This window comes from Rhizobacter sp. P5_C2 (assembly GCF_054049715.1).
Map to the genome: position 1 here is coordinate 46,526 of NZ_JBFULV010000005.1, position 19,643 is coordinate 66,168.

The window sequence follows — 19,643 nt, forward strand, 5'->3', positions numbered from 1 at the left end:
CTGGGGTCAGCGCTTCGGCAGCGCAGTCTGGTAGTTGCCGACCAGCGCGAGCAGGTGTTCGCGCGCAGCGGCATCGAGGTAGGGCGTCAGCAGGCTCAGCACATGGAAGGCACCACGCAGCAGCGCCGCGCCGGCACCCTCGGGTTCGAGCGCGCGGCGCGGGTCGCGCACGTACTCGTAGCTCAGCCAGTAGGTCAGCACCACCACCATCGCGGTGGCGACGGGTTCGGTCTCGCGGCTGTCGAAGGAGGACTTGCCGGGCTTGGTGATGGCGCCGCCGCGCACCAGGCCGGCGAGCACCGCACGCACCGCGCGCGATTTCTCGTCGAGGATCTTCTGGAACTGCGTCTCCAGCCGGCGGTTCTTCGACAGCAGGTCGTTCAGGTCGCGGTACAGGAAGCGGTACTGCCAGATCAGCTCGAACAGCATGTGGAAGAACAGCCAGGCGTCCTCGACATGGCGCACGTCGTCGGCCGCGCGCAGCAGCGAGATCAGCGATTGCTCGTAGCGGCCGAACAGCGTGTTGATCAGCTCGTCCTTGGCCGGGTAGTGGTAGTACAGGTTCCCCGGGCTGATCTTCAGCTCGGCCGAGATCAGCGTCGTCGAGACATTCGGTTCGCCGAAGCGGTTGAACAGGTCGAGTGCCACTTCGAGGATGCGCTCGGCAGTGCGGCGCGGCGGCTTCGGGTCTTTCGATGCGGTGGCCATCGTCGTTGTCGTTCTGGCGTGGAGCGCGGGGCAGGTCCCTTGCGCGGGCAATCTAGCACCAAGTGCCGCGCCGTCCGGCCGGTATTTGCCCGTGCCAGCAGGAATGGCGGGCGCTGCCTACAATCGCCGCCTCTTCCGGATCAACATGCCAGCCATCTCGTTCCAGCAGGTCAGCAAGACCTATCGCTCAAAGAGTGCGCACAACGAAGTGCGCGCCCTGTCCGAAGTCAGCATGGACATCGAGCCCGGCGAGTTCTTCGGGCTGCTCGGGCCCAACGGCGCCGGCAAGACCACGCTGATCAGCATCCTCGCCGGCCTGTCGCAGGCCACCAGCGGACGCGTGCTGGTGCATGGCCATGATGTCGTCACCGACTATGCCGCCGCGCGCCGCAGCCTGGGCATCGTGCCGCAGGAGCTGGTGTTCGACCCGTTCTTCACGGTGCGCGAGGCGCTGGTGATCCAGAGCGGCTACTTCGGCGTGCGCGGCAACGACGCCTGGATCGACGAACTGCTGCACCACCTCGGCCTGACCGACAAGGCGAATGCCAACATGCGCCAGCTGTCGGGCGGCATGAAGCGCCGCGTGCTGGTCGCGCAGGCGCTGGTGCACCGGCCGCCGGTGATCGTGCTCGACGAGCCGACCGCTGGCGTCGACGTCGAGCTGCGCCAGACGCTGTGGCATTTCATCGCGCGCCTCAACAAGGAAGGCCACACGGTGCTGCTGACCACCCACTACCTCGAAGAAGCCGAGGCGCTGTGCAACCGCATCGCGATGCTGAAGCAGGGCCGGGTGGTGGCCCTCGACCGCACCTCGGCGCTGCTGGCCGGCACCGCGAGCACGATGCTGCGCTTCAAGATGGATGCGCCGCTGCCGGCCTCGCTCGCCGCGCAGTCGCGGGTGACCGGGCGCATCGTGCAGATCAAGGCGCATGACGCGCACGAGGTCGAGACGGTGCTGGGCGTTCTGCGCGCCGCCGGCTGCCAGCCGGAAGACCTGGAGATCGGCCGCGCCGACCTGGAGGATGTGTTCCTCGACATCATGAACGGCCCCGAGGTGAAGGCATGAGCGCCGTTCCAGGGCTTCTCTCCGGCACGCGCACGCTGCTCTACAAGGAGGTGCTGCGCTTCTGGAAGGTCAGCTTCCAGACCGTGGCCGCGCCGGTGCTGACGGCCGTGCTGTACCTGCTGATCTTCGGCCACGCGCTGGAAGATCACGTCAAGGTCTATGGCACCGTCAGCTACACCGCATTCCTGATCCCCGGCCTGGTGATGATGAGCGTGCTGCAGAACGCGTTCGCCAACAGCAGCTCGTCGCTGATCCAGAGCAAGATCACCGGCAACCTGGTGTTCCTTCTGGTCACGCCGCTCAGCCACTGGGCCTGGTTCCTGGCCTACGTCGGCGCGGCGATCGTGCGCGGGGTGGTGGTTGGTCTGGGCGTGCTGCTGGTGACGGCATGGTTCGCGCCGCTGACGGTCGCGCAGCCGCTCTGGATCCTGGTGTTCGCGATCGCCGGGGCCGCGCTGATGGGGGCGCTCGGGCTGGTGGCCGGGCTGTGGGCCGAGAAGTTCGACCAGATCGCCGCCTTCCAGAACTTCATCGTGATGCCGATGACCTTCCTGTCGGGCGTCTTCTACTCGGTGCATTCGCTGCCGCCGGTGTGGCTGGCGGTGAGCCACCTGAATCCGTTCTTCTACATGATCGACGGCTTCCGGCACGGTTTCTTCGGCGTCAGCGACGTGTCGCCGTGGACCAGTCTGGCGGTGGTGGCGGGCAGCCTGGCCGTCGTCTGCGGGCTGTGCCTGCACCTCTTGCGCATCGGCTACAAGATCCGGAACTGAACAACCCGGATTGGCATCCGGGCTACGAGCCTGGGTGATAATCGCGCTCCTTATGGCCGACCCCACCCCCGACGACGTCCAGCGCTACATCGCGCAAGGGCTCGCCTGCGAGCACTTGCAGGTCGAGGGCGATGGCCGCCACTTCTTCGCCACCATCGTGTCGGCGGAGTTCGAAGGTGCCAGCCGCGTCGCGCGCCACCAGCGCGTCTACCAGGCCCTGGGCGATAGAATGCGCGAGCAAATCCACGCGCTGTCGATGAAGACCCTCACGCCCGCCGAGTGGGCCCACGCTGCCGAGCCCGCCTCGGTCCACCACCACCACTGAACCCAGCCGCAGTGTCCGCTGCGGCTGGCGGGCCTGCGGGTGCAGGTCATCCAGCCGTGTCGGGCCTGGGCGATTCCCACGCCATGGACAAACTCCTCATCCGCGGTGGCCGCCAGCTGAACGGCGACGTCACGATCTCCGGGGCCAAGAACGCCGCGCTGCCCGAGCTGTGCGCCGCGCTGCTGACGGCCGAGCCGGTCACGCTGACCAACGTGCCGCGCCTGCAGGACGTCAGCACCACGCTGAAGCTGCTGCGCAACATGGGCGTCAGCGCCGAGCGCAGTGAATCCGAGCCTGACACCGTCTCGCTGAACGCCGCGGCCGTCACCTCCCCCGAAGCCCCGTACGACCTGGTCAAGACGATGCGCGCGTCGATCCTGGTGCTGGGCCCGCTGCTGGCCCGCTTCGGCGAGGCCACCGTCTCGCTGCCGGGCGGCTGCGCGATCGGCTCGCGCCCGGTCGACCAGCACATCAAGGGCCTGCAGGCGATGGGTGCCGACATCGTCGTCGAGCACGGCTACATCATCGCGAAGACGAAGCGCCTGAAGGGCGCCCGCATCACGACCGACATGGTCACCGTGACCGGCACCGAGAACCTGCTGATGGCCGCGACGCTGGCCGAGGGCGAGACGGTGCTGGAGAACGCCGCCCAGGAGCCCGAGATCCGCGACCTGGCCGAGATGCTGATCGCGATGGGCGCGAAGATCGAAGGCCACGGCGGCAGCCGGATCCGCATCCAGGGCGTCGAGCGGCTGGGTGGCGTGCAGCACCGGATCGTTCCCGACCGCATCGAGACCGGCACCTTCCTGTGCGCGGTGGCCGCCACCGGCGGCGACGTCGTGCTGCGGCGCGCGCGCGCCGATCACCTCGATGCGGTGATCGACAAGCTGCGCGAGGCCGGCGTCACGATCGAATCCGGCGACGACTGGATCCGCGTGAAGAACGCGAAGCGCCCGCGCGCGGTGAGTTTCCGCACCAGCGAGTACCCGGCCTTCCCGACCGACATGCAGGCGCAGTTCATGGCGCTGAACTGCATCGCCGAAGGCTCGGCCAAGGTCACCGAGACCATCTTCGAGAACCGCTTCATGCACGTCAACGAGCTGGTGCGGCTGGGCGCGAAGATCGAGGTCGACGGCCACACCGCGGTGATGAACGGCGTCGAGCGCCTGTCGGGCGCCACCGTGATGGCGACCGACCTGCGCGCCTCCGCCAGCCTCGTGATCGCCGGCCTGGTGGCCGACGGCGAGACGGTGGTCGACCGCATCTACCACCTGGACCGCGGCTACGACCAGATGGAAGCCAAGCTGCGCGGCATCGGTGCCGACATCGAGCGGGTGAAGTGATGCTGACCCTTGCACTGTCGAAAGGTCGGATCTTCGACGAGACGCTGCCGCTGCTGAAGGCGGCTGGCATCGAGGTGACCGAAGACCCCGAGAAGTCGCGCAAGCTGATCCTCGGCACCAACCAGCCCGAGGTGCGCGTGGTGCTGGTGCGTGCGACCGACGTGCCGACCTACGTGCAGTACGGCGGCGCCGACCTCGGCGTGGCCGGCAAGGACATCCTGCTGGAGCACGGCGGCCAGGGCCTGTACCAGCCGCTCGACCTGCGCATCGCGAAGTGCCGCATGAGCGTCGCGGTGCGGGCCGATTTCGACTACGCCGCGGCCGTCAAGCAGGGCTCGCGCATCCGCGTCGCGACCAAGTACGTCGGCGTCGCGCGCGACCACTTCGCCGAGAAGGGCGTGCACGTCGACCTGATCAAGCTGTACGGTTCGATGGAGCTGGCGCCGCTGACCGGCCTGGCCGATGCCATTGTCGACCTGGTGTCGACCGGCAGCACGCTGAAGGCCAACCACCTGGTCGAGGTCGAGGAGATCATGCAGATCTCGTCGCGCCTGGTCGTCAACCAGGCGGCGCTGAAGCTCAAGCGCGAGCCGCTGCGCCGCATCATCGATGCCTTTTCCACTGCCATAGAGTCCCGACCATGAGCGTGAAGATCCGCCAGCTCACCACCACCGCCCCCGGCTTCGAGGCCGATTTCCAGCGGGTGCTGCATTGGTCGGCGGAGACGGATCATGCGATCGAGGAGCGCGTGGCCGCGATCCTGGCCGACGTGCAGGCGCGCGGCGACGCCGCGCTGCTGGAATACACGCAGCGCTTCGACGGGCTGACGGCTGCCTCGGTCGCCTCGCTCGAGATCACGCGCGACGAGCTGCAGGCCGCGCTGCACGCGATCACGCCGGCGCAGCGCACGGCGCTCGAAGCGGCTGCCCAGCGCGTGCGCAGCTACCACCAACGCCAGCTCGACGCCTGCGGCCGCTCGTGGAGCTACCGCGACGAAGACGGCACGCTGCTCGGCCAGAAGGTCACGCCGCTCGACCGCGTCGGCATCTACGTGCCGGGCGGCAAGGCGGCGTACCCGTCCAGCGTGCTGATGAACGCGGTGCCGGCCAAGGTGGCCGGCGTCGGCGAGATCGTGATGGTGGTGCCGACGCCGAAGGGCGAGCGCAACGCGATGGTGCTGGCCGCGGCCGCGATCGCCGGCGTCGACCGCGTCTTCACGCTCGGCGGCGCGCAGGCCGTAGCCGCGCTGGCCTATGGCACCGCCACCGTGCCGGCGGTCGACAAGATCACCGGCCCGGGCAACGCCTACGTCGCGAGCGCCAAGCGCCGCGTGTTCGGCAAGGTCGGCATCGACATGATCGCCGGGCCGAGCGAGATCCTGGTGCTGGCCGACGGCAGCACGCCGCCCGACTGGGTCGCGATGGACCTGTTCAGCCAGGCCGAGCACGACGAGCTCGCGCAAAGCATCCTGCTGTGCCCCGACGCCGCCTACATCGCGCGCGTGGCCGAGGCCATCGAGCGCCTGCTGCCGGACATGCCGCGCCGCGACGTGATCCGCGCATCGCTCGAAGGGCGTGGCGCGCTGATCCACACCCGCAGCATGGAAGAGGCCTGCGAGATCAGCAACCGCATCGCGCCGGAGCACCTGGAGGTCAGCTCGGCCGAGCCGGCACGCTGGGAGCCGCTGCTGCGCCATGCCGGGGCGATCTTCCTCGGCGCGTTCACCAGCGAGAGCCTGGGCGACTACTGCGCCGGCCCGAACCATGTGCTGCCGACCTCGGGCACCGCGCGCTTCTCGTCACCGCTGGGCGTCTACGACTTCCAGAAGCGCTCCAGCCTGATCGAGGTCAGCGAGGCCGGTGCCCAGGTGCTGGGGCCGATCGCGGCCGAGCTGGCTTATGGCGAAGGCCTGCAGGCGCATGCCCGGGCCGCCGAACTTCGACTGAAAGGAAACCGTTGATGAGCGCCGCGCTGGAACAACGCATGAAGCGGGTGATCCGCCAGGACATCCAGTCGATGCACGGCTACGCGGTGCAGCCGTCGGCGGGGCTGGTCAAGCTCGACACGATGGAAAATCCGTTCCCGCTGCCGCCCGCGCTGCGCGAGGCCCTCGGCAAGCGGCTGGCCGACGTGGCGCTGAACCGCTATCCGGCCGAGCGCGGCGACCTGCTGCGCGCGAAGCTCGCCGAGCACGCCGGCATGCCGGCCGACTGCGACATCATGCTGGGCAACGGCTCCGACGAGCTGATCTCGCTGCTGGCGCTGGCCTGCGACGTGCCGGGCAACACGGTGCTGGCACCGCTGCCGGGCTTCGTGATGTATGCGATGTCGGCCAAGCTGCAGGGCCTGCCGTTCATCGGCGTGCCGACCACGGCCGATTTCGAACTCGACCTGCCTGCCATGCTGGCCGCGGTGCGCGAGCACCAGCCGGCGCTGGTGTACCTGGCCTACCCGAACAACCCGACCGCGAACCTCTGGGACGATGCGGCGATCGACGCGATCATCGAGGCCGCGTCCGGCCTGGTGGTGATCGACGAGGCCTACCAGCCGTTCGCCGCGCGCGATTCGATGGCGCGCCTGAGGCGCCATGAGCATGTGCTGCTGATGCGCACGATGAGCAAGTTCGGGCTGGCCGGCGTGCGCATCGGCTACCTGATCGGCCGCAAGCCGCTGGTCGGCGAGGTCGACAAGCTGCGCCCGCCGTTCAACATCAGCGTGCTGAACTGCGAGGCGGCGCTGTTCGCGCTGGAGCATGTCGACGAGTACGCACGCCAGGCGGCGATCATCCGCAGCGAGCGCGACCGGCTGCTGGCCGCGTTGCGCGATCTGCCCGGCGTCAAGCCGTTCCCGAGCGAGGCCAACATGATCCTCGCGCGCGTGGCCGATTCGGCCGCCGCGTTCGCCGGCATGAAGGCGCGCGGCGTGCTGGTGAAGAACGTCGCCGGGCTGCACCCGCTGCTGGCCAACTGCCTGCGCCTGACGGTGGGCACGCCCGACGAGAACGTGAAGATGTTGCAAGCCCTGAAGGACAGCCTGTGATGAGCACCGTGGAACGCAAGGCGGAGGTGGTCCGCAACACCAACGAGACGCAGATCCGTGTCGCGCTGAACCTCGACGGCACCGGTGCCGCGAGCTTCCACACCGGCATCGGCTTCTTCGACCACATGCTCGACCAGATCGCCCGCCACGGGCTGATCGACCTCGACATCGACGCCAAGGGCGACCTGCACATCGACGGCCACCACACGGTGGAAGACGTCGGCATCACGCTCGGCCAGGCGATGGCCAAGGCGGTGGGCGACAAGAAGGGGCTGCGCCGCTACGGCCATGCCTACGTGCCGCTCGACGAAGCGCTGTCGCGCGTCGTGATCGACTTCTCCGGCCGGCCGGGACTGCACATGCGGGTCGACTTCAAGAGCGGCATGATCGGCGCGCTCGACACGCAGCTGGTCTACGAGTTCTTCCAAGGCTTCTCGAACCACGCCGGCGTCACGCTGCACATCGACAACCTGCACGGCGAGAACGCGCACCACCAGTGCGAGACGATCTTCAAGGCCTTCGCGCGGGCGCTGCGGATGGCGCTGGAGATCGATCCGCGCGCGGCCGGGGTGATCCCGTCGACCAAGGGCAGTCTGTAAATGGCACGCACCGTCGCGGTCGTCGACTACGGCATGGGCAACCTGCGCTCGGTGTCGCAGGCGGTGCTGCACGTGGCGCGTGGCGAAGGGGTCGACGTGATCGTCACCTCGAAGCCCGACGAGGTCTACGCCGCCGAGCGCGTCGTGCTGCCCGGCCAGGGCGCGATGCCCGACTGCATGCGCGAACTGCGCGACTCCGGCCTGCAGGAGGCCGTGCTGCACGCCGCCGCCAACAAGCCGCTGATGGGCGTGTGCGTCGGCATGCAGATGCTGCTGTCCACCAGCGAGGAAGGCCCGACGAACGGGCTCGGGCTGATCCCCGGCGCGGTGCGGCGCTTCCAGCTCGCCGGGCAGTTGCAACCCGACGGCAGCCGCTTCAAGGTGCCGCAGATGGGCTGGAACCAGGTCTGGCAGCGGGCCCAGCCGCGCGTGCACCCGATCTGGGCGGGCGTGCCGGATGGCGCGCACTACTACTTCGTCCACAGCTTCTATGCGCAACCGGCCGATCCGGCCGACAGCGCCGGTGAAACCGATTACGGCGTTCGCTTTACCTGCGCGCTGGCTCGGGATAACATTTTCGCCACGCAGTTCCACCCCGAGAAAAGTGCCGAGCACGGGCTTGCCCTGTACCGCAACTTCCTGCATTGGACTCCTTGACCACACGTCAGCGCTTTCCAGCGTGTTCCTTGCGACCTTCTCGGTTTGTTCGCTCACCTCTCCCCACCCCACTGATTCGGCCATGCTGCTGATCCCCGCCATCGACCTGAAAGACGGTCACTGTGTCCGCCTGAAGCAGGGTGACATGAACGACTCCACCACCTTCAGCGAGGACCCGGCCGCGATGGCGCGACGATGGGTCAATGCCGGGGCGCGGCGGCTGCACCTGGTCGACCTGAACGGCGCGTTCGCCGGCAAGCCGGTCAACGAGGCGGCGATCAAGGCCATCCTGGCCGAGGTCGGCGACGACATCCCGGTGCAGCTGGGCGGCGGCATCCGCGACCTCGACACCATCGAGCGCTATCTGGATGACGGCCTGAGCTTCGTGATCATCGGCACCGCCGCGGTCAAGAGCCCCGGCTTCCTGAAAGATGCCTGCAGCGCGTTCGGCGGGCACATCATCGTCGGGCTCGACGCGAAGGACGGCAAGGTCGCGACCGACGGCTGGAGCAAGCTGACCGGCCACGAGGTGGTCGACCTCGCGAAGAAGTTCGAGGATTACGGCGTCGAAGGGGTGATCTACACCGACATCGGCCGCGACGGCATGCTGAACGGCATCAACATCGATGCAACCGTCAAGCTGGCGCAGGCGCTGTCGATCCCGGTGATCGCGTCGGGTGGGTTGTCCGACCTGGCCGACATCGAGCGCCTGTGCGCGATCGAGGACCAGGGCGTCGAAGGCGTGATCTGCGGCCGGGCCATCTACACCGGCAACCTCGATTTCGCGCTGGCGCAGAAGCGCGCCGACGAACTGAACCACGCCTGATGCTCGCCAAACGCATCATTCCCTGCCTCGACGTCACCGGCGGGCGGGTCGTCAAGGGCGTCAACTTCGTCGAGCTGCGCGATGCCGGCGACCCGGTCGAGATCGCCGCCCGCTACAACGAGCAGGGCGCCGACGAGATCACCTTCCTCGACATCACCGCCACCAGCGACGGGCGCGGCCTGCTGCTGCACATGATCGAGGCGGTGGCCGCGCAGGTCTTCATCCCGCTGACGGTGGGCGGCGGCGTGCGCACGGTGGACGACGTCCGCACGCTGCTGAACGCCGGGGCCGACAAGGTCAGCTTCAACTCGGCCGCGGTGGCCAACCCGCAGGTCATCCGCGATGCGTCGGCCAAGTACGGCGCGCAGTGCATCGTGGTGGCGATCGACGCCAAGTCGCGCGAGGACGGCCAGCCCGGCTGGCAGGTCTACACCCATGGCGGGCGCCTCAACACCGGCCTCGATGCGGTCGAATGGGCGCGCACGATGGCCGAACACGGCGCCGGCGAGATCCTGCTGACCAGCATGGACCGCGACGGCACGCGCATCGGTTTCAACCTGCCGCTGACGCGCGCGGTCAGCGATGCGGTCGACGTGCCGGTGATCGCCTCGGGCGGTGTCGGCACGCTGGAGCACCTGGTCGAGGGCATCCAGCAAGGCGGTGCCGATGCGGTGCTGGCGGCCAGCATCTTCCACTACGGGCAGCACACGGTCGGTGAAGCGAAGGCCTTGATGGCCGCGCGCGGGATCCCGGTTCGCCTGTGAGGGCCGCGAAGAGGGGCACGACCGCCGCGAAGGTCGACAACCCGGACAAGGCCGGCAAACCTGGCAAGGCCGCGGCCCCGAAGGCAGGCCTGCCGCGCGAGGTACGCGTGATCGGCGGCGTGTGGAAGCGCAGCAAGCTGCCGGTGGCCGACGCCCCGCGCCTGCGGCCCACGCCCGACAGGGTGCGCGAGACGCTGTTCAACTGGCTGGGCCAATCGCTGGACGGCTGGCGCTGCCTGGATGCCTACGCCGGCAGCGGGGCACTGGGCTTCGAGGCCGCGTCGCGCGGTGCGGCCGAGGTGATGTTGATCGAGCGCGACAGCCGGCTGGCGCGCGGCCTGCGCGAGGTGCAGGAGCGGCTGAAGGCCGTGCAGGTGCGCGTCGAGGCGGCAGACGCGCTGGCCTGGATGGCGCGCAGCGCACCGGGCCGCTTCGAGCTGGTCTTCATCGACCCGCCCTTCGACGCCGATGTGTTCCTGCCGGCGCTGAAGGCCGCGGCGCCGCTGGTCGTCGACGGCGGCTTCGTCTATCTGGAGGCCGACCGGGCCTTCACCGAGGCCGAACTGGCACCGCTCGGCTTGGTGCTGCAGCGCCACGGCCGGGCCGGCGCGGTGCATTTCCATTTGCTGCGCCGCAGCTACACTGCGCCGCAAACGCCCGTGGAAACCGTGTGAGCCCGATCCGAAGGAGCCTGTCTTGACCTCTGTGACCCGCCTCACCGCCGTTTACCCCGGCACCTTCGACCCGATGACGCTCGGGCACGAAGACCTGATGCGGCGCGCCGCGCGCCTGTTCGAGCGGCTGATCGTCGCGGTGGCGGCCGGCCACCACAAGCGCACGATGTTCACGCTCGACGAGCGGCTGGAGATCGCGCAGGAGCTGGCGGCCAAGCACCCCAACATCGAGGTGATCGCGTTCCGCGGCCTGCTGCGCGACTTCGTGGTGTCGCATGACGGCAAGGTGGTGGTGCGCGGGCTGCGCGCCGTCAGCGATTTCGAGTACGAGTTCCAGATGGCCGGCATGAACCGCCAGCTGATGCCCGACGTGGAGACGGTGTTCCTGACGCCCAGCGACCACTACCAGTTCGTTTCCGGCACTTTCGTGCGCGAGATTGCCACCTTGGGCGGTGATGTCTCGAAGTTCGTGTCACCCTCGGTGCTTCGACGACTCCAGCAACGCGTCAAACCCGACGCTTGAACGTGCCTTCCGCGGGACCCGTGCCATGGCCTTGATGATCACCGACGACTGCATCAACTGCGATGTGTGCGAGCCCGAGTGCCCGAACCAGGCGATCTCGATGGGGCTGGAGTACTACGTGATCGACCCGGGCAAGTGCACCGAATGCGTCGGCCACTTCGGCGAGCCGCAGTGCGTGCAGGTCTGCCCGGTCGCCTGCATCCCGGTCAACCCGGAGCACGTGGAAACGCAAGAGAGCCTGTGGGACAAGTACCGGCGTCTGCAGGCGCAGGCCGCCGGTTGATCGTCAGCTGATCACTTCGCGGGCTTGCCCTTGGTGGCGGGCACGATGATGCGCACCTCGTCGTCGCCCTGACGGTCCTTCGCGGACTTGCTCTTCGTCTTGCCGGACTTGCCTTTGGCGACTTTTGTCTTCGGTGCCGAGGCCGCGTGCGCGACCGGTGCGAGGTTCATCGCGCTCGACGGCCGGACAGCGGCTTCACGTGCCAGCCGGTCCTGTTCCATCTTCAAGCCGGTCTCGGCCTGCTGGCGCGCCGCCGCTTCGGCCTCGGCGCGTTGCTTCGCGGTGCGGCCATCGCGGGCGTCGACCGCCTCGCCATCGGTGCACGGCAGTTGCGAGTAGACATTGCGGTCGGGGCCGCAGCGGTAGACCGTCGGCCCGGCCACTGCAGTCGCGCAGCACGCGGTCCACAGCATGGCGATCAAGGCGCGCTTCATTCGGATTTCTCCGCGGCGGCGCCAGGGGCATCGGGCGCCGCAGGCCGCGGCGGCTTCGGGCGTGGCGGCTTCGCGTTCAGCTTCATCGTCGCGCGCTCCATCTCGCCGGCGGCGATCAGGTCGAGCACGGTCATCGTCTTCGCGACCGTCTCCTCGATCGCGTCACGCGCCTCGGGCTTGGGCTTGCGCAGCACGTAGTCGATGACCTCGGCCTTCACGCCCGGGTGGCCGATGCCCAGCCGCAGCCGCCAGTAGTCGGCGGTGCCGAGTTGCGCATGGATGTCGCGCAGCCCGTTGTGGCCGGCATGGCCGCCTCCGCGCTTGAACTTGGCCTGGCCGGGCATCAGGTCGAGCTCGTCGTGGGCGACCAGGATTTCTTCGGGGGCGATCTTGAAGAAGCGCGCCAGCGCCGCCACCGACTTGCCCGACAGGTTCATGTAGGTCTGCGGCTCCAGCAGCCAGACCGGCCCGTCGGGGCGGTTGACCCGCGCGACCAGCCCGAAGTAGCTGCGCTCGGGCACGAGCGAGGCCTTCCATTCGCGCGCGACCGCATCGATCCACCAGAAACCGGCGTTGTGGTTGGTCGCTTCGTATTCCGGCCCGGGGTTGCCGAGGCCCACCATCAGTCGAATCATCCGCGGATTATCGACTGGGGGCCCGGCCCACCGGACCGGTACAGGTTTACTTCACTGCTTCACCAGAGGTGCCACGCCGTTCGCGAACGGCCAGCCCTGCGTCTCGTCGGTGCCGATCTCCCAGTCGAACGCGCCGCGGATCGTCGGGTGGTTGGCCTTGACCTGGTTCCAGGTGTCGATCGCCTGCTGGCGCGTCATGTAGTTCGTGACGCCGGCGTTGATGCCGAAGCCGACGACCACGTGCTCGGCGCCCAGCAGCCCGACCCATTCCTTGATGCTGTTGACGACGTAGGCCGGGTCGGCCAGGTTCGGGCCGTCGTAGTACTGCGGCGCGCAGTAGTCGATCGCACCGGCGTCCACCATCGACTTGCAGAACACCTTGTCGACCGAGTTCCACGGCGCCGGCGGCGCGCTGATGACGAAGCCGGGGAACTGGCGCTTGAGCTCCAGGCTGATCCAGATCATCTCGTTGGTGTCCGGCGCCTGGCTGCCTTCGAAGGTGTTCCAGTCCATGCCGTCGAGGCCGCCGAGCTGGTTCGCGATCCCGACCACGCTGTTGACGAAGGTCTGCGACTTGGTGCGGTTCGGGAAGCTCATGCCGTTGCCGGCACCGCCGACCGACAGGATGATCTTGCGGCCCTGCGTCGTGCGGGCGTACTGGATGTCGGCCTTCAGGTTGGTCGCGGCGCCGCGGCCATCCCCGGGGGCGCTCCAGGTGACCGCGCCGGTCGTGCCGGGCGAGCCGCCGACCGGACGGGCGGCGAACAGGTAGACGAGGTTGTAGTTCGCCGGCAGGTCGCGGATGCGCAGCGGCGAGGGCTTCCAGTCGGGGTAGTAGCCGCCGGCGACCTTGGCCGGCAGGCCGCCCGGGTTCCCGTTGCCACCGCCGTCGCAGGTGGTCGGCTGCCAGTACCAGGTGCTGATCGTCGGGTTGGTCGCGTCGCTGCCGTTCGCGGTGACGTTGACGAGCTTGTAGTAGTTGCCGTTCGGCGCGTAGCGCACGACCGTGCCCACCGTGCGGTAGACGGTGCCCTCGACCCAGTCGACGGCGCCGCAGCTCGTGGTCTGCGTCAGCTTGTACGACGAGACGAAGTCGTTGAAGCCCAGCGGCACCAGGTTGGCGTTGTCGGCGGCGAGCTTCAGCGAACGGCCGCCGTAGTTCGAATGCTCGAACAGCTCGACCTGGTAGCCGCTGCGCAGCTTGATCGACGACGCGCGGTCGTTCCAGGCGCTGCCGATCCAGCCGCTGCCGGTGCCGCTGCAGGTCGATGCGCCCTGGTAGTTGACGTGCTCATAGAAGCACACCGCGTCGGCGTCGGCCGCCTGCGCGGCGGGGGCGAATGCGCTCCCCAGCGCCAGCAGCGCGGCCCAGCCGGCCCGCCGCAGTGAATCGGTGATGGAAATCGACATGCTTGCTCCCCGGGGTTGGATGGGGCTGGACGGTAAGCCCATCGGCGGGTGCAAGACGTGTCTCAAACGTGACGACTGAAACCGCTTTCAATCTGCGTGCCCATGCAAGCGAAGCTTCGCTGAAAGCAAAAAAGCCCCGCCAAGGCGGGGCTTCGTGCGGGCAGCAGGCCGGAGGTCTCAGCCTCGGTTCTGCTTCTCGCTCTTCTTGGCCTTGGTCGGCGCGGCGGCCACCGGGGCCACGACCACCGGAGCGGCTTCTTCTTCGACCGGCATCGAGGTCGAGACGATCACCGGGTTCGGCTTGCCCTGCGTGACGACCTTGATGCCGTCGGCCAGCTTCAGGTCGCTGACGTGCATCGACTGGCCCTTGGTCAGTTCGGCCAGGTCGACCGTCAGGAACTCGGGCAGTTGCGAAGCCAGGCACTGGATCTTCAGTTCGGTGGCGACGTGGTTCACCAGGCAACCGTCGGTCTTGACGGCCGGCGAGTTTTCTTCGTTGATGAAGTGCAGCGGCACCTTCTTGACGATCTTGGTGGTGGCATCGACGCGTTGGAAGTCGATGTGCAGCACGATCTGGCGGAACGGGTGCATCTGGTAGTCACGCAGCAGCACCTGTTCGGTCTTGCCGGCCAGCTCCATCTCGAGGATCGACGAGTGGAAGGCTTCCTTCTTCAACGCATGGAACAGCGCGTTGTGATCGAGTTCGATCATCGAAGGGGTGCCGGCGCCATAGACGATGCCGGGAACTTTTTCAGCCAAGCGCAGGCGGCGGCTCGCTCCGGTCCCCTGCAGCTTGCGCTCGAATGCGACGAATTTCATGTTGACTCCAAAAGATTGGAAGACACCCGCGACCAGGCGTCTCGAATGGGGCCTTGCGGCCCCGCGAACTCGACCGGCGCCGAAGCGCCGGCCGTCGTCTGCGGATCAGAAATTGCTGTTCTGTTCCGCGAACAAGGAGGTCACCGATTCACCGTCGGAGATCCGGCGGATGGTTTCGGCGAACAGGAATGCCACCGACAGCGGACGCACCTTCGAGCAGGTCTTGCCCTCGTCGCTGAGCGGGATGGTGTTGGTGATGACGACCTCGTCGAGCTGCGAGCCCTTGATGCGCTCGATCGCCGGGCCGGAGAACACCGCGTGCGTGCAGTACGCATAGACGTTCTTCGCGCCGCGTTCCTTCAGCACCTCGGCCGCCTTCACCAGCGTGCCGGCGGTGTCGATCATGTCGTCCATGATCACGCAGTTGCGGCCGTCGATGTCGCCGATCACGTGCATGACCTCGGAGACGTTGGCCTTCGGGCGGCGCTTGTCGATGATGGCGAGGTCGCAGCCGAGCTGCTTGGCCAGCGCCCGGGCGCGCACCACGCCGCCGACGTCCGGCGACACGACCACGAGGTCTTGATACCGCTTGCTTTGCAGGTCCGACAGCAGCACCGGCGACGCGTAGATGTTGTCGACCGGGATGTTGAAGAAGCCCTGGATCTGGTCGGCGTGCAGGTCCATCGTCAGCAGGCGCTCGACGCCGACGGCCTCGAGCATGTTGGCGACCACCTTGGCGCTGATCGGCACGCGCGTCGAACGCGGGCGGCGATCTTGCCGTGCATAACCGAAGTAGGGGATCACGGCCGTCACGCGGCGGGCCGAGGCGCGCTTCAGTGCATCGACCATGATGCACAGCTCCATCAGGTTCTCGTTCGTCGGCGCGCAGGTGGGCTGGACGACGAAGATGTCGCGGGCGCGGACATTCTGCTGGATCTCGATGGCGACTTCACCGTCGGAGAAGCGGCCGACCGAAGCCTTGCCGAGTTCGATGCCGAGATGCGATGCGATCTCCTGCGCGAGGGCGGGATTGGCATTGCCGGTGAACAGCACGGTGTTGAAAAGCACGTTTCCTCCGTCGACGCTCTTGTGGGGTGCGTTGCGGGGTGCGATCAGCGGCGCATTCATGGTCCAGCGCACCGACCCTTCCGTTTCAGCCCCGCGTGCGCTGGTGTGAGCACCGGGAAACAAGGCACATCAAAGAATTTGGCAGGGGAGGAAGGACTCGAACCCTCGCATGTCGGAATCAAAATCCGATGCCTTAACCAACTTGGCGACTCCCCTACACCGGTCGACCGCAATCATCGGATTGCGACCCACCTTCAACTTTTTCAGTCTCTGCGCAGCATTGTCAGTCTCTACCAGCCCTGCAAGGGATGCTGCACCAGACTTCGGCACATCCGACCCACCCAACCCGACGGCAGGTCCGTCGGCATTGTCGCCGTGGGTACGTCGGCTATGCCAGCGATACCAGCCCTGGAAAACACCGCACTGCCTGAGCCCGTCATGCGGCTGTTGCCGAACCGGGCCTCGAGCAGACGGGCGGCTTGCGCCACCTCGGAACACTGGCTCTCGGCAGGCGGCTGCAAATCGTTGCGACCGAACCCATCGAGAAGGCTTTGTATTCCGCCGTCCTCAAGGAAGCCTGCGACTATAGCAGCATCTGTATTGCGAACCAACAGCGGGCTGAGAAAGATGCCACGGGTTTCGATGCTTGCTGCGGGTTTCACGACGGCCAGCCACTGTGCCGGCAGCTCGAGCGGGGTCAGTTTCTCGCCGATGCCCTCGACCCACGCGCTGCCGCGGCCCAGGAAGAACGGCACGTCGGCACCCAGCGTCAGGCCGAGCGCCATCAGCTTCTCGCGCGGCCAGTTCAGTTGCCACAAGCGGTTCAACGCGAGCAGCGTGCTGGCCGCGTCGGAGCTGCCGCCGCCCATGCCGGCGCCCCACGGCACCTGCTTGTCGATCGAGATGTCGGCGCCGAGCGGCGTGCCCGACGCCGCCTGCAACGCCCGCGCGGCGCGCAGGCACAGGTCGTCGGCCGGCAGCGCGGCGCTCAGGTCATGGCGCGCGAGCTGCCCGTCGCGGCGCAGTTCGACATGCAGCGTATCGGCCCAGTCGATCAGCACGAACACCGACTGCAGCAGGTGGTAGCCGTCGTCGCGCCGGCCGGTGATGTGCAGGAACAGGTTCAGCTTGGCCGGCGCGGGCACGTCGTACAGGGCGGTCAGGCTCATCGGGCAGCAGCGTTCTTCAAGCGACGGTGATCAAGGGCGATCGATGCGCGCACGCACCACCACGGCCGGCGCCTGCGCGCGCTGCGCCACCACCCAGCCCTCGTCGAAGCGGGCGAGGTCGACGTCCCAGCCCAGTTGCTGGAAGCCCGCTTCGGCCGGCGGCACGGCCGGCCGGCTCGGTGCGCCGGCCCAGGCGCGCCCGCGCAGCCAGTCGAACAGCGCGACGATCGGCAGGCTCTCGCCGAGCATGTCCTGTGTCAGCGCGTCGAGGTCCGGATAGCTGCGTTGTTCGCCGCCGGTCGTCAGCAGCGCCTTGCGGCCGGACCAGCGCGCCTGCGCGATGGTCGTGCCAAGCGGTGTTGACAGGTCGAGCCGGCCATCCTGCGGCGTGCCCTGCAGCTCGAAGCTCGCGCTGACGGAGCGCGCCGGGGTCGACGGCGTCGCGTCGACCTTCACCGACATCCGCCCCGACAGCGATTCGGACGACGCGGTCGGCGTCACCGGCTGCAGCGTGGCGCAGCCAGCCAGCATCACGCCGGCCAGCAGCGTCGCGAGGGCGCGCAGGCTCACAGGTCGACCCGCAGTCGCGCGAGCGTTTCCTTCAGCACGTCGTTCGCGTTGTCGCGCGTGCGGGCGTCGCGCAGCACCTTGCGGGCTTCGTCGCGCTGGCCGCTGATCCACAGCAGCTCGCCCAGGTGGGCGGCGATCTCGACGTCCGGCCGCGAGCGGTAGGCCTGCTGCAGCAGCCGCAGCGCTTCAGGGCGGTTGCCCAGCCGGTACTCCACCCAGCCCAGGCTGTCGGTGATGAAGGGCTCGCCCGGCGCGAGGTCGAGCGCCTTGCGGATCAGGTCGCGCGCCTCGGGCAGGCGCTGGTTGCGCTCGGCGAGCGAATAGCCCAGCGCGTTGTAGGCATGGTGGTGATCGGGCTTCAGCTCGATGACGCGGCGCAGCAGGCGCTCCATCTCGTCCATGCGGTTCAGCTTCTCGGCCATCATCGACTGCTCGTACAGCAGGTCGGGGTCGTTCGGGAAGCGCTGGTTCGCCTTCGCGAGCACCGTGTTGGCTTCGTTCCATTGCTTCACGTCGCGCAGGATCTGCGCCTCCGCGAGCAGCTTGGCACGCGCGTCTTCGGTGGTTTTCTCGGGGGCGCGGCGGATCAGCTCGCGGGCGTCCTTGACCTTGCCCTGGCGGGCCAGCAGCGAAGCGCGCCGCGTCTGCACCTCGAGCGCGCGCTGCGGGCTGTCGACCTTCTTCAGCCAGGCTTCCGCGCCGGCGTAGTCGCGCTGCTGCTCGGCGGCCTGCGACAGCAGCAGGTAGGCCTGCACCAGGCCCTGGTCCGCGGTCGGCGGCGCTTCGTCGTCATCGTCATCGCCGCCGGGCAGGACCGGCGGCGCCGCCTGCGTCAGGCTGCCGCTGCCGGCGCGCTGTACGTACTGCATCAGCGCGGCCTGCGCTTCCTTCGGGTGGCGCAGTTCGAGGTGCAGCGCGCCGAGCGTGAGCCACGGCGTCGGCAGCTGCGGCTCGGCACGGGTCACCGCCTCGAGTTGCGGCACGGCATCGGCATAGCGTTGCGCCGAATTCAGCACCCGCGCGTAGAGCAGGCGGAACGAGCTGCTCTTCGGTTGGGCGTCGAGGTAATCGGCGATCAGCGGCTCGACCGGCTGCCCGGTCGTCAGCAGCTCCAGCGCCAGCAGCGCCGGGCCCTCGGCGTCGCGGTCGAGTGAATGGGCCTGCTGCGCGAGTTCGAAGGCGCGCTTCGCATCGCCCGCCGCGAGCCACGCGCGGCCGATCGCGACCCGCGCGGCGGCGCGCGTCTCGGGAACACCGAAGGCCGGTTCGAGCCAGGCCTGCAGCTGGGTCGCGGTCTGCGTCTTGTCGGTGGTGCGGGCGAACAGCCGCGGCAGCGAGGCGATCAACGCGCCGCGTTCGGTGACCGGCGTCGCGGCGAGCATCGCGCGCACCGGTTCGTCGGCCTCGGCCTGCCGGTTCAGCGCGATCAGCAGCCGCACCTGGTAGCCCATCGCCTCGACCGAATCGGGGATCGCGCTGCGCCAGGCCTGCGCGGACGCCAGCGCCTGGTCGCCGGCGCGCGCCTGCAGCGCGATCTCGGTGGCGCGGCGGAACAGCTCGGGGTCGCGCGTCTTGCGGGCGGCGTCGAGCAGCACCTGGTAGGCGGTGCCGACCTCGCCGGAGCGCAGCTCCATCTCGCCGATCAGCAGTTGATAGAAGAGCGGCGCGTCGATCGTCGAGTTCTCGAACGGCTCGGGGGGGACGCCGCTGGCGGCTTCGGAGGCCGGTGCGGGCAAGGTGTCGTCACCCGGCGGCGGCACCTGGGCCTGCGCACCGGTCATCAGTGCCAGCGCACAGGCCACCGCGAGCGCCGTGCGCGCTGCGTGGGGAACGAGGGAAAGGGCCGGCATGCAATGCTCTCCTGAAACCGTGGACGATTCTAGGGTCTGGTGAGCGCCCCCGGAGAAGACCCCGGAGAAGCGGCGCAAGCCCCCGAAGCCGGTCCGACCCGGGCGCGT

General features: G+C 68.3%; 23 protein-coding genes and 1 tRNA gene. 14 read left to right on the top strand and 10 right to left on the bottom strand.

The genetic code is table 11. The features are described from left to right. Window positions 1-6: 6 nt before the first annotated feature. Window positions 7-708, bottom strand: coding sequence for a TetR/AcrR family transcriptional regulator (locus tag ACXJLU_RS02825; protein WP_457328962.1), 702 nt, complete (start codon window positions 706-708; stop codon window positions 7-9). Between the two features lie 145 nt (window positions 709-853). On the opposite strand from ACXJLU_RS02825, the gene ACXJLU_RS02830 reads away from it, so the two are divergent. The 14 genes from ACXJLU_RS02830 (at window position 854) to ACXJLU_RS02895 (ending at window position 11,580) form a co-directional block, all read left to right on the top strand. Continuing rightward, window positions 854-1,774 carry an ABC transporter ATP-binding protein gene (locus tag ACXJLU_RS02830; RefSeq protein WP_457328963.1) on the top strand — a complete coding sequence of 307 codons (921 nt, stop codon included), beginning with the start codon at window positions 854-856 and terminating at the stop codon, window positions 1,772-1,774. Next, window positions 1,771-2,547 (top strand): ABC transporter permease, encoded by a 777-nt coding sequence (locus ACXJLU_RS02835; protein WP_457328964.1) that lies wholly within the window; start codon window positions 1,771-1,773, stop codon window positions 2,545-2,547. The genes ACXJLU_RS02830 and ACXJLU_RS02835 overlap by 4 nt, the downstream gene beginning before the upstream one ends. A gap of 52 nt (window positions 2,548-2,599) precedes the next feature. Continuing rightward, entirely contained in the window at window positions 2,600-2,872 is a 273-nt protein-coding gene (locus tag ACXJLU_RS02840; protein ID WP_457328965.1) for a BolA family protein, read from the top strand. A gap of 83 nt (window positions 2,873-2,955) precedes the next feature. Beyond that, on the top strand, window positions 2,956-4,215 hold the full coding sequence (murA, locus tag ACXJLU_RS02845) for a UDP-N-acetylglucosamine 1-carboxyvinyltransferase (RefSeq protein ID WP_073462887.1): 1,260 nt from the start codon (window positions 2,956-2,958) through the stop codon (window positions 4,213-4,215). Next, on the top strand, window positions 4,215-4,859 hold the full coding sequence (gene hisG, locus ACXJLU_RS02850) for an ATP phosphoribosyltransferase (protein ID WP_047506435.1): 645 nt from the start codon (window positions 4,215-4,217) through the stop codon (window positions 4,857-4,859). Before murA ends, hisG begins: the two co-directional genes overlap by 1 nt. Then, window positions 4,856-6,175 (top strand): histidinol dehydrogenase, encoded by a 1,320-nt coding sequence (gene hisD, locus ACXJLU_RS02855; protein WP_457328966.1) that lies wholly within the window; start codon window positions 4,856-4,858, stop codon window positions 6,173-6,175. Before hisG ends, hisD begins: the two co-directional genes overlap by 4 nt. Next, window positions 6,175-7,254 carry a histidinol-phosphate transaminase gene (gene hisC / locus ACXJLU_RS02860; RefSeq protein WP_457328968.1) on the top strand — a complete coding sequence of 360 codons (1,080 nt, stop codon included), beginning with the start codon at window positions 6,175-6,177 and terminating at the stop codon, window positions 7,252-7,254. The genes hisD and hisC overlap by 1 nt, the downstream gene beginning before the upstream one ends. After that, complete coding sequence (gene hisB, locus ACXJLU_RS02865; protein ID WP_056809733.1) at window positions 7,254-7,853, top strand: imidazoleglycerol-phosphate dehydratase HisB; 600 nt, start codon at window positions 7,254-7,256, stop codon at window positions 7,851-7,853. Before hisC ends, hisB begins: the two co-directional genes overlap by 1 nt. Continuing rightward, window positions 7,854-8,510 carry an imidazole glycerol phosphate synthase subunit HisH gene (gene hisH / locus ACXJLU_RS02870; RefSeq protein WP_457328969.1) on the top strand — a complete coding sequence of 219 codons (657 nt, stop codon included), beginning with the start codon at window positions 7,854-7,856 and terminating at the stop codon, window positions 8,508-8,510. It abuts the gene before it with no gap. An 82-nt stretch (window positions 8,511-8,592) separates the two neighbouring features. Then, entirely contained in the window at window positions 8,593-9,336 is a 744-nt protein-coding gene (hisA, locus tag ACXJLU_RS02875; RefSeq protein ID WP_457328970.1) for a 1-(5-phosphoribosyl)-5-[(5-phosphoribosylamino)methylideneamino]imidazole-4-carboxamide isomerase, read from the top strand. Beyond that, on the top strand, window positions 9,336-10,100 hold the full coding sequence (gene hisF / locus ACXJLU_RS02880) for an imidazole glycerol phosphate synthase subunit HisF (RefSeq protein WP_457328971.1): 765 nt from the start codon (window positions 9,336-9,338) through the stop codon (window positions 10,098-10,100). Before hisA ends, hisF begins: the two co-directional genes overlap by 1 nt. Next, window positions 10,097-10,774, top strand: a complete 678-nt coding sequence (gene rsmD, locus ACXJLU_RS02885) for a 16S rRNA (guanine(966)-N(2))-methyltransferase RsmD (RefSeq protein WP_457328972.1) — start codon at window positions 10,097-10,099, stop codon at window positions 10,772-10,774. The genes hisF and rsmD overlap by 4 nt, the downstream gene beginning before the upstream one ends. Before the next feature lie 22 nt (window positions 10,775-10,796). Then, a complete protein-coding gene (coaD, locus tag ACXJLU_RS02890) occupies window positions 10,797-11,297 on the top strand; it encodes a pantetheine-phosphate adenylyltransferase (RefSeq protein WP_457328973.1) in 501 nt (166 codons plus the stop codon). A 25-nt stretch (window positions 11,298-11,322) separates the two neighbouring features. Next, window positions 11,323-11,580, top strand: a complete 258-nt coding sequence (locus tag ACXJLU_RS02895) for a YfhL family 4Fe-4S dicluster ferredoxin (protein WP_457328974.1) — start codon at window positions 11,323-11,325, stop codon at window positions 11,578-11,580. Between the two features lie 11 nt (window positions 11,581-11,591). Here ACXJLU_RS02895 and ACXJLU_RS02900 read toward each other — a convergent pair whose 3' ends face one another. The 9 genes from ACXJLU_RS02900 to ACXJLU_RS02940 form a co-directional block, all read right to left on the bottom strand. Continuing rightward, window positions 11,592-12,014, bottom strand: a complete 423-nt coding sequence (locus ACXJLU_RS02900) for a hypothetical protein (protein WP_457328975.1) — start codon at window positions 12,012-12,014, stop codon at window positions 11,592-11,594. Continuing rightward, a complete protein-coding gene (gene pth / locus ACXJLU_RS02905; protein ID WP_457328976.1) occupies window positions 12,011-12,649 on the bottom strand; it encodes an aminoacyl-tRNA hydrolase in 639 nt (212 codons plus the stop codon). The genes ACXJLU_RS02900 and pth overlap by 4 nt, the downstream gene beginning before the upstream one ends. Before the next feature lie 51 nt (window positions 12,650-12,700). Then, window positions 12,701-14,059, bottom strand: a complete 1,359-nt coding sequence (locus ACXJLU_RS02910; protein WP_457328977.1) for a peptidase inhibitor family I36 protein — start codon at window positions 14,057-14,059, stop codon at window positions 12,701-12,703. 177 nt (window positions 14,060-14,236) lie between these two features. Then, window positions 14,237-14,878, bottom strand: a complete 642-nt coding sequence (locus ACXJLU_RS02915) for a 50S ribosomal protein L25/general stress protein Ctc (protein ID WP_457328978.1) — start codon at window positions 14,876-14,878, stop codon at window positions 14,237-14,239. A gap of 105 nt (window positions 14,879-14,983) precedes the next feature. Then, a complete protein-coding gene (locus tag ACXJLU_RS02920) occupies window positions 14,984-15,946 on the bottom strand; it encodes a ribose-phosphate pyrophosphokinase (RefSeq protein WP_056809748.1) in 963 nt (320 codons plus the stop codon). A 139-nt stretch (window positions 15,947-16,085) separates the two neighbouring features. Beyond that, window positions 16,086-16,162 (bottom strand) — tRNA-Gln (locus ACXJLU_RS02925). A gap of 74 nt (window positions 16,163-16,236) precedes the next feature. After that, entirely contained in the window at window positions 16,237-17,115 is an 879-nt protein-coding gene (gene ispE / locus ACXJLU_RS02930) for a 4-(cytidine 5'-diphospho)-2-C-methyl-D-erythritol kinase (RefSeq protein ID WP_457328979.1), read from the bottom strand. A 30-nt stretch (window positions 17,116-17,145) separates the two neighbouring features. Then, a complete protein-coding gene (locus tag ACXJLU_RS02935) occupies window positions 17,146-17,685 on the bottom strand; it encodes a lipoprotein insertase outer membrane protein LolB (RefSeq protein WP_457328980.1) in 540 nt (179 codons plus the stop codon). Next, the gene (locus ACXJLU_RS02940) at window positions 17,682-19,535 is read right to left on the bottom strand and encodes a tetratricopeptide repeat protein (protein ID WP_457328981.1); all 1,854 of its coding nucleotides are present in this window, start codon (window positions 19,533-19,535) and stop codon (window positions 17,682-17,684) included. Before ACXJLU_RS02940 ends, ACXJLU_RS02935 begins: the two co-directional genes overlap by 4 nt. Between the last annotated feature and the right edge of the window lie 108 nt (window positions 19,536-19,643).

What these genes read in the sequence shown, in the direction of transcription:
- hisA (WP_457328970.1), top strand. Translation starts at nt 8,593, where the DNA reads ATGCTGCTGATCCCCGCCATCGACCTGAAAGACGGTCACTGTGTCCGC.
- ACXJLU_RS02895 (WP_457328974.1), top strand. Translation starts at nt 11,323, where the DNA reads ATGGCCTTGATGATCACCGACGACTGCATCAACTGCGATGTGTGCGAG.
- ACXJLU_RS02835 (WP_457328964.1), top strand. Translation starts at nt 1,771, where the DNA reads ATGAGCGCCGTTCCAGGGCTTCTCTCCGGCACGCGCACGCTGCTCTAC.
- ACXJLU_RS02825 (WP_457328962.1), bottom strand. Translation starts at nt 708, where the DNA reads ATGGCCACCGCATCGAAAGACCCGAAGCCGCCGCGCCGCACTGCCGAG.
- ispE (WP_457328979.1), bottom strand. Translation starts at nt 17,115, where the DNA reads ATGAGCCTGACCGCCCTGTACGACGTGCCCGCGCCGGCCAAGCTGAAC.
- hisD (WP_457328966.1), top strand. Translation starts at nt 4,856, where the DNA reads ATGAGCGTGAAGATCCGCCAGCTCACCACCACCGCCCCCGGCTTCGAG.
- hisF (WP_457328971.1), top strand. Translation starts at nt 9,336, where the DNA reads ATGCTCGCCAAACGCATCATTCCCTGCCTCGACGTCACCGGCGGGCGG.
- hisB (WP_056809733.1), top strand. Translation starts at nt 7,254, where the DNA reads ATGAGCACCGTGGAACGCAAGGCGGAGGTGGTCCGCAACACCAACGAG.
- ACXJLU_RS02940 (WP_457328981.1), bottom strand. Translation starts at nt 19,535, where the DNA reads ATGCCGGCCCTTTCCCTCGTTCCCCACGCAGCGCGCACGGCGCTCGCG.
- ACXJLU_RS02900 (WP_457328975.1), bottom strand. Translation starts at nt 12,014, where the DNA reads ATGAAGCGCGCCTTGATCGCCATGCTGTGGACCGCGTGCTGCGCGACT.
- hisH (WP_457328969.1), top strand. Translation starts at nt 7,854, where the DNA reads ATGGCACGCACCGTCGCGGTCGTCGACTACGGCATGGGCAACCTGCGC.
- ACXJLU_RS02830 (WP_457328963.1), top strand. Translation starts at nt 854, where the DNA reads ATGCCAGCCATCTCGTTCCAGCAGGTCAGCAAGACCTATCGCTCAAAG.
- pth (WP_457328976.1), bottom strand. Translation starts at nt 12,649, where the DNA reads ATGATTCGACTGATGGTGGGCCTCGGCAACCCCGGGCCGGAATACGAA.
- hisG (WP_047506435.1), top strand. Translation starts at nt 4,215, where the DNA reads ATGCTGACCCTTGCACTGTCGAAAGGTCGGATCTTCGACGAGACGCTG.
- ACXJLU_RS02915 (WP_457328978.1), bottom strand. Translation starts at nt 14,878, where the DNA reads ATGAAATTCGTCGCATTCGAGCGCAAGCTGCAGGGGACCGGAGCGAGC.
- hisC (WP_457328968.1), top strand. Translation starts at nt 6,175, where the DNA reads ATGAGCGCCGCGCTGGAACAACGCATGAAGCGGGTGATCCGCCAGGAC.
- ACXJLU_RS02840 (WP_457328965.1), top strand. Translation starts at nt 2,600, where the DNA reads ATGGCCGACCCCACCCCCGACGACGTCCAGCGCTACATCGCGCAAGGG.
- murA (WP_073462887.1), top strand. Translation starts at nt 2,956, where the DNA reads ATGGACAAACTCCTCATCCGCGGTGGCCGCCAGCTGAACGGCGACGTC.
- ACXJLU_RS02910 (WP_457328977.1), bottom strand. Translation starts at nt 14,059, where the DNA reads ATGTCGATTTCCATCACCGATTCACTGCGGCGGGCCGGCTGGGCCGCG.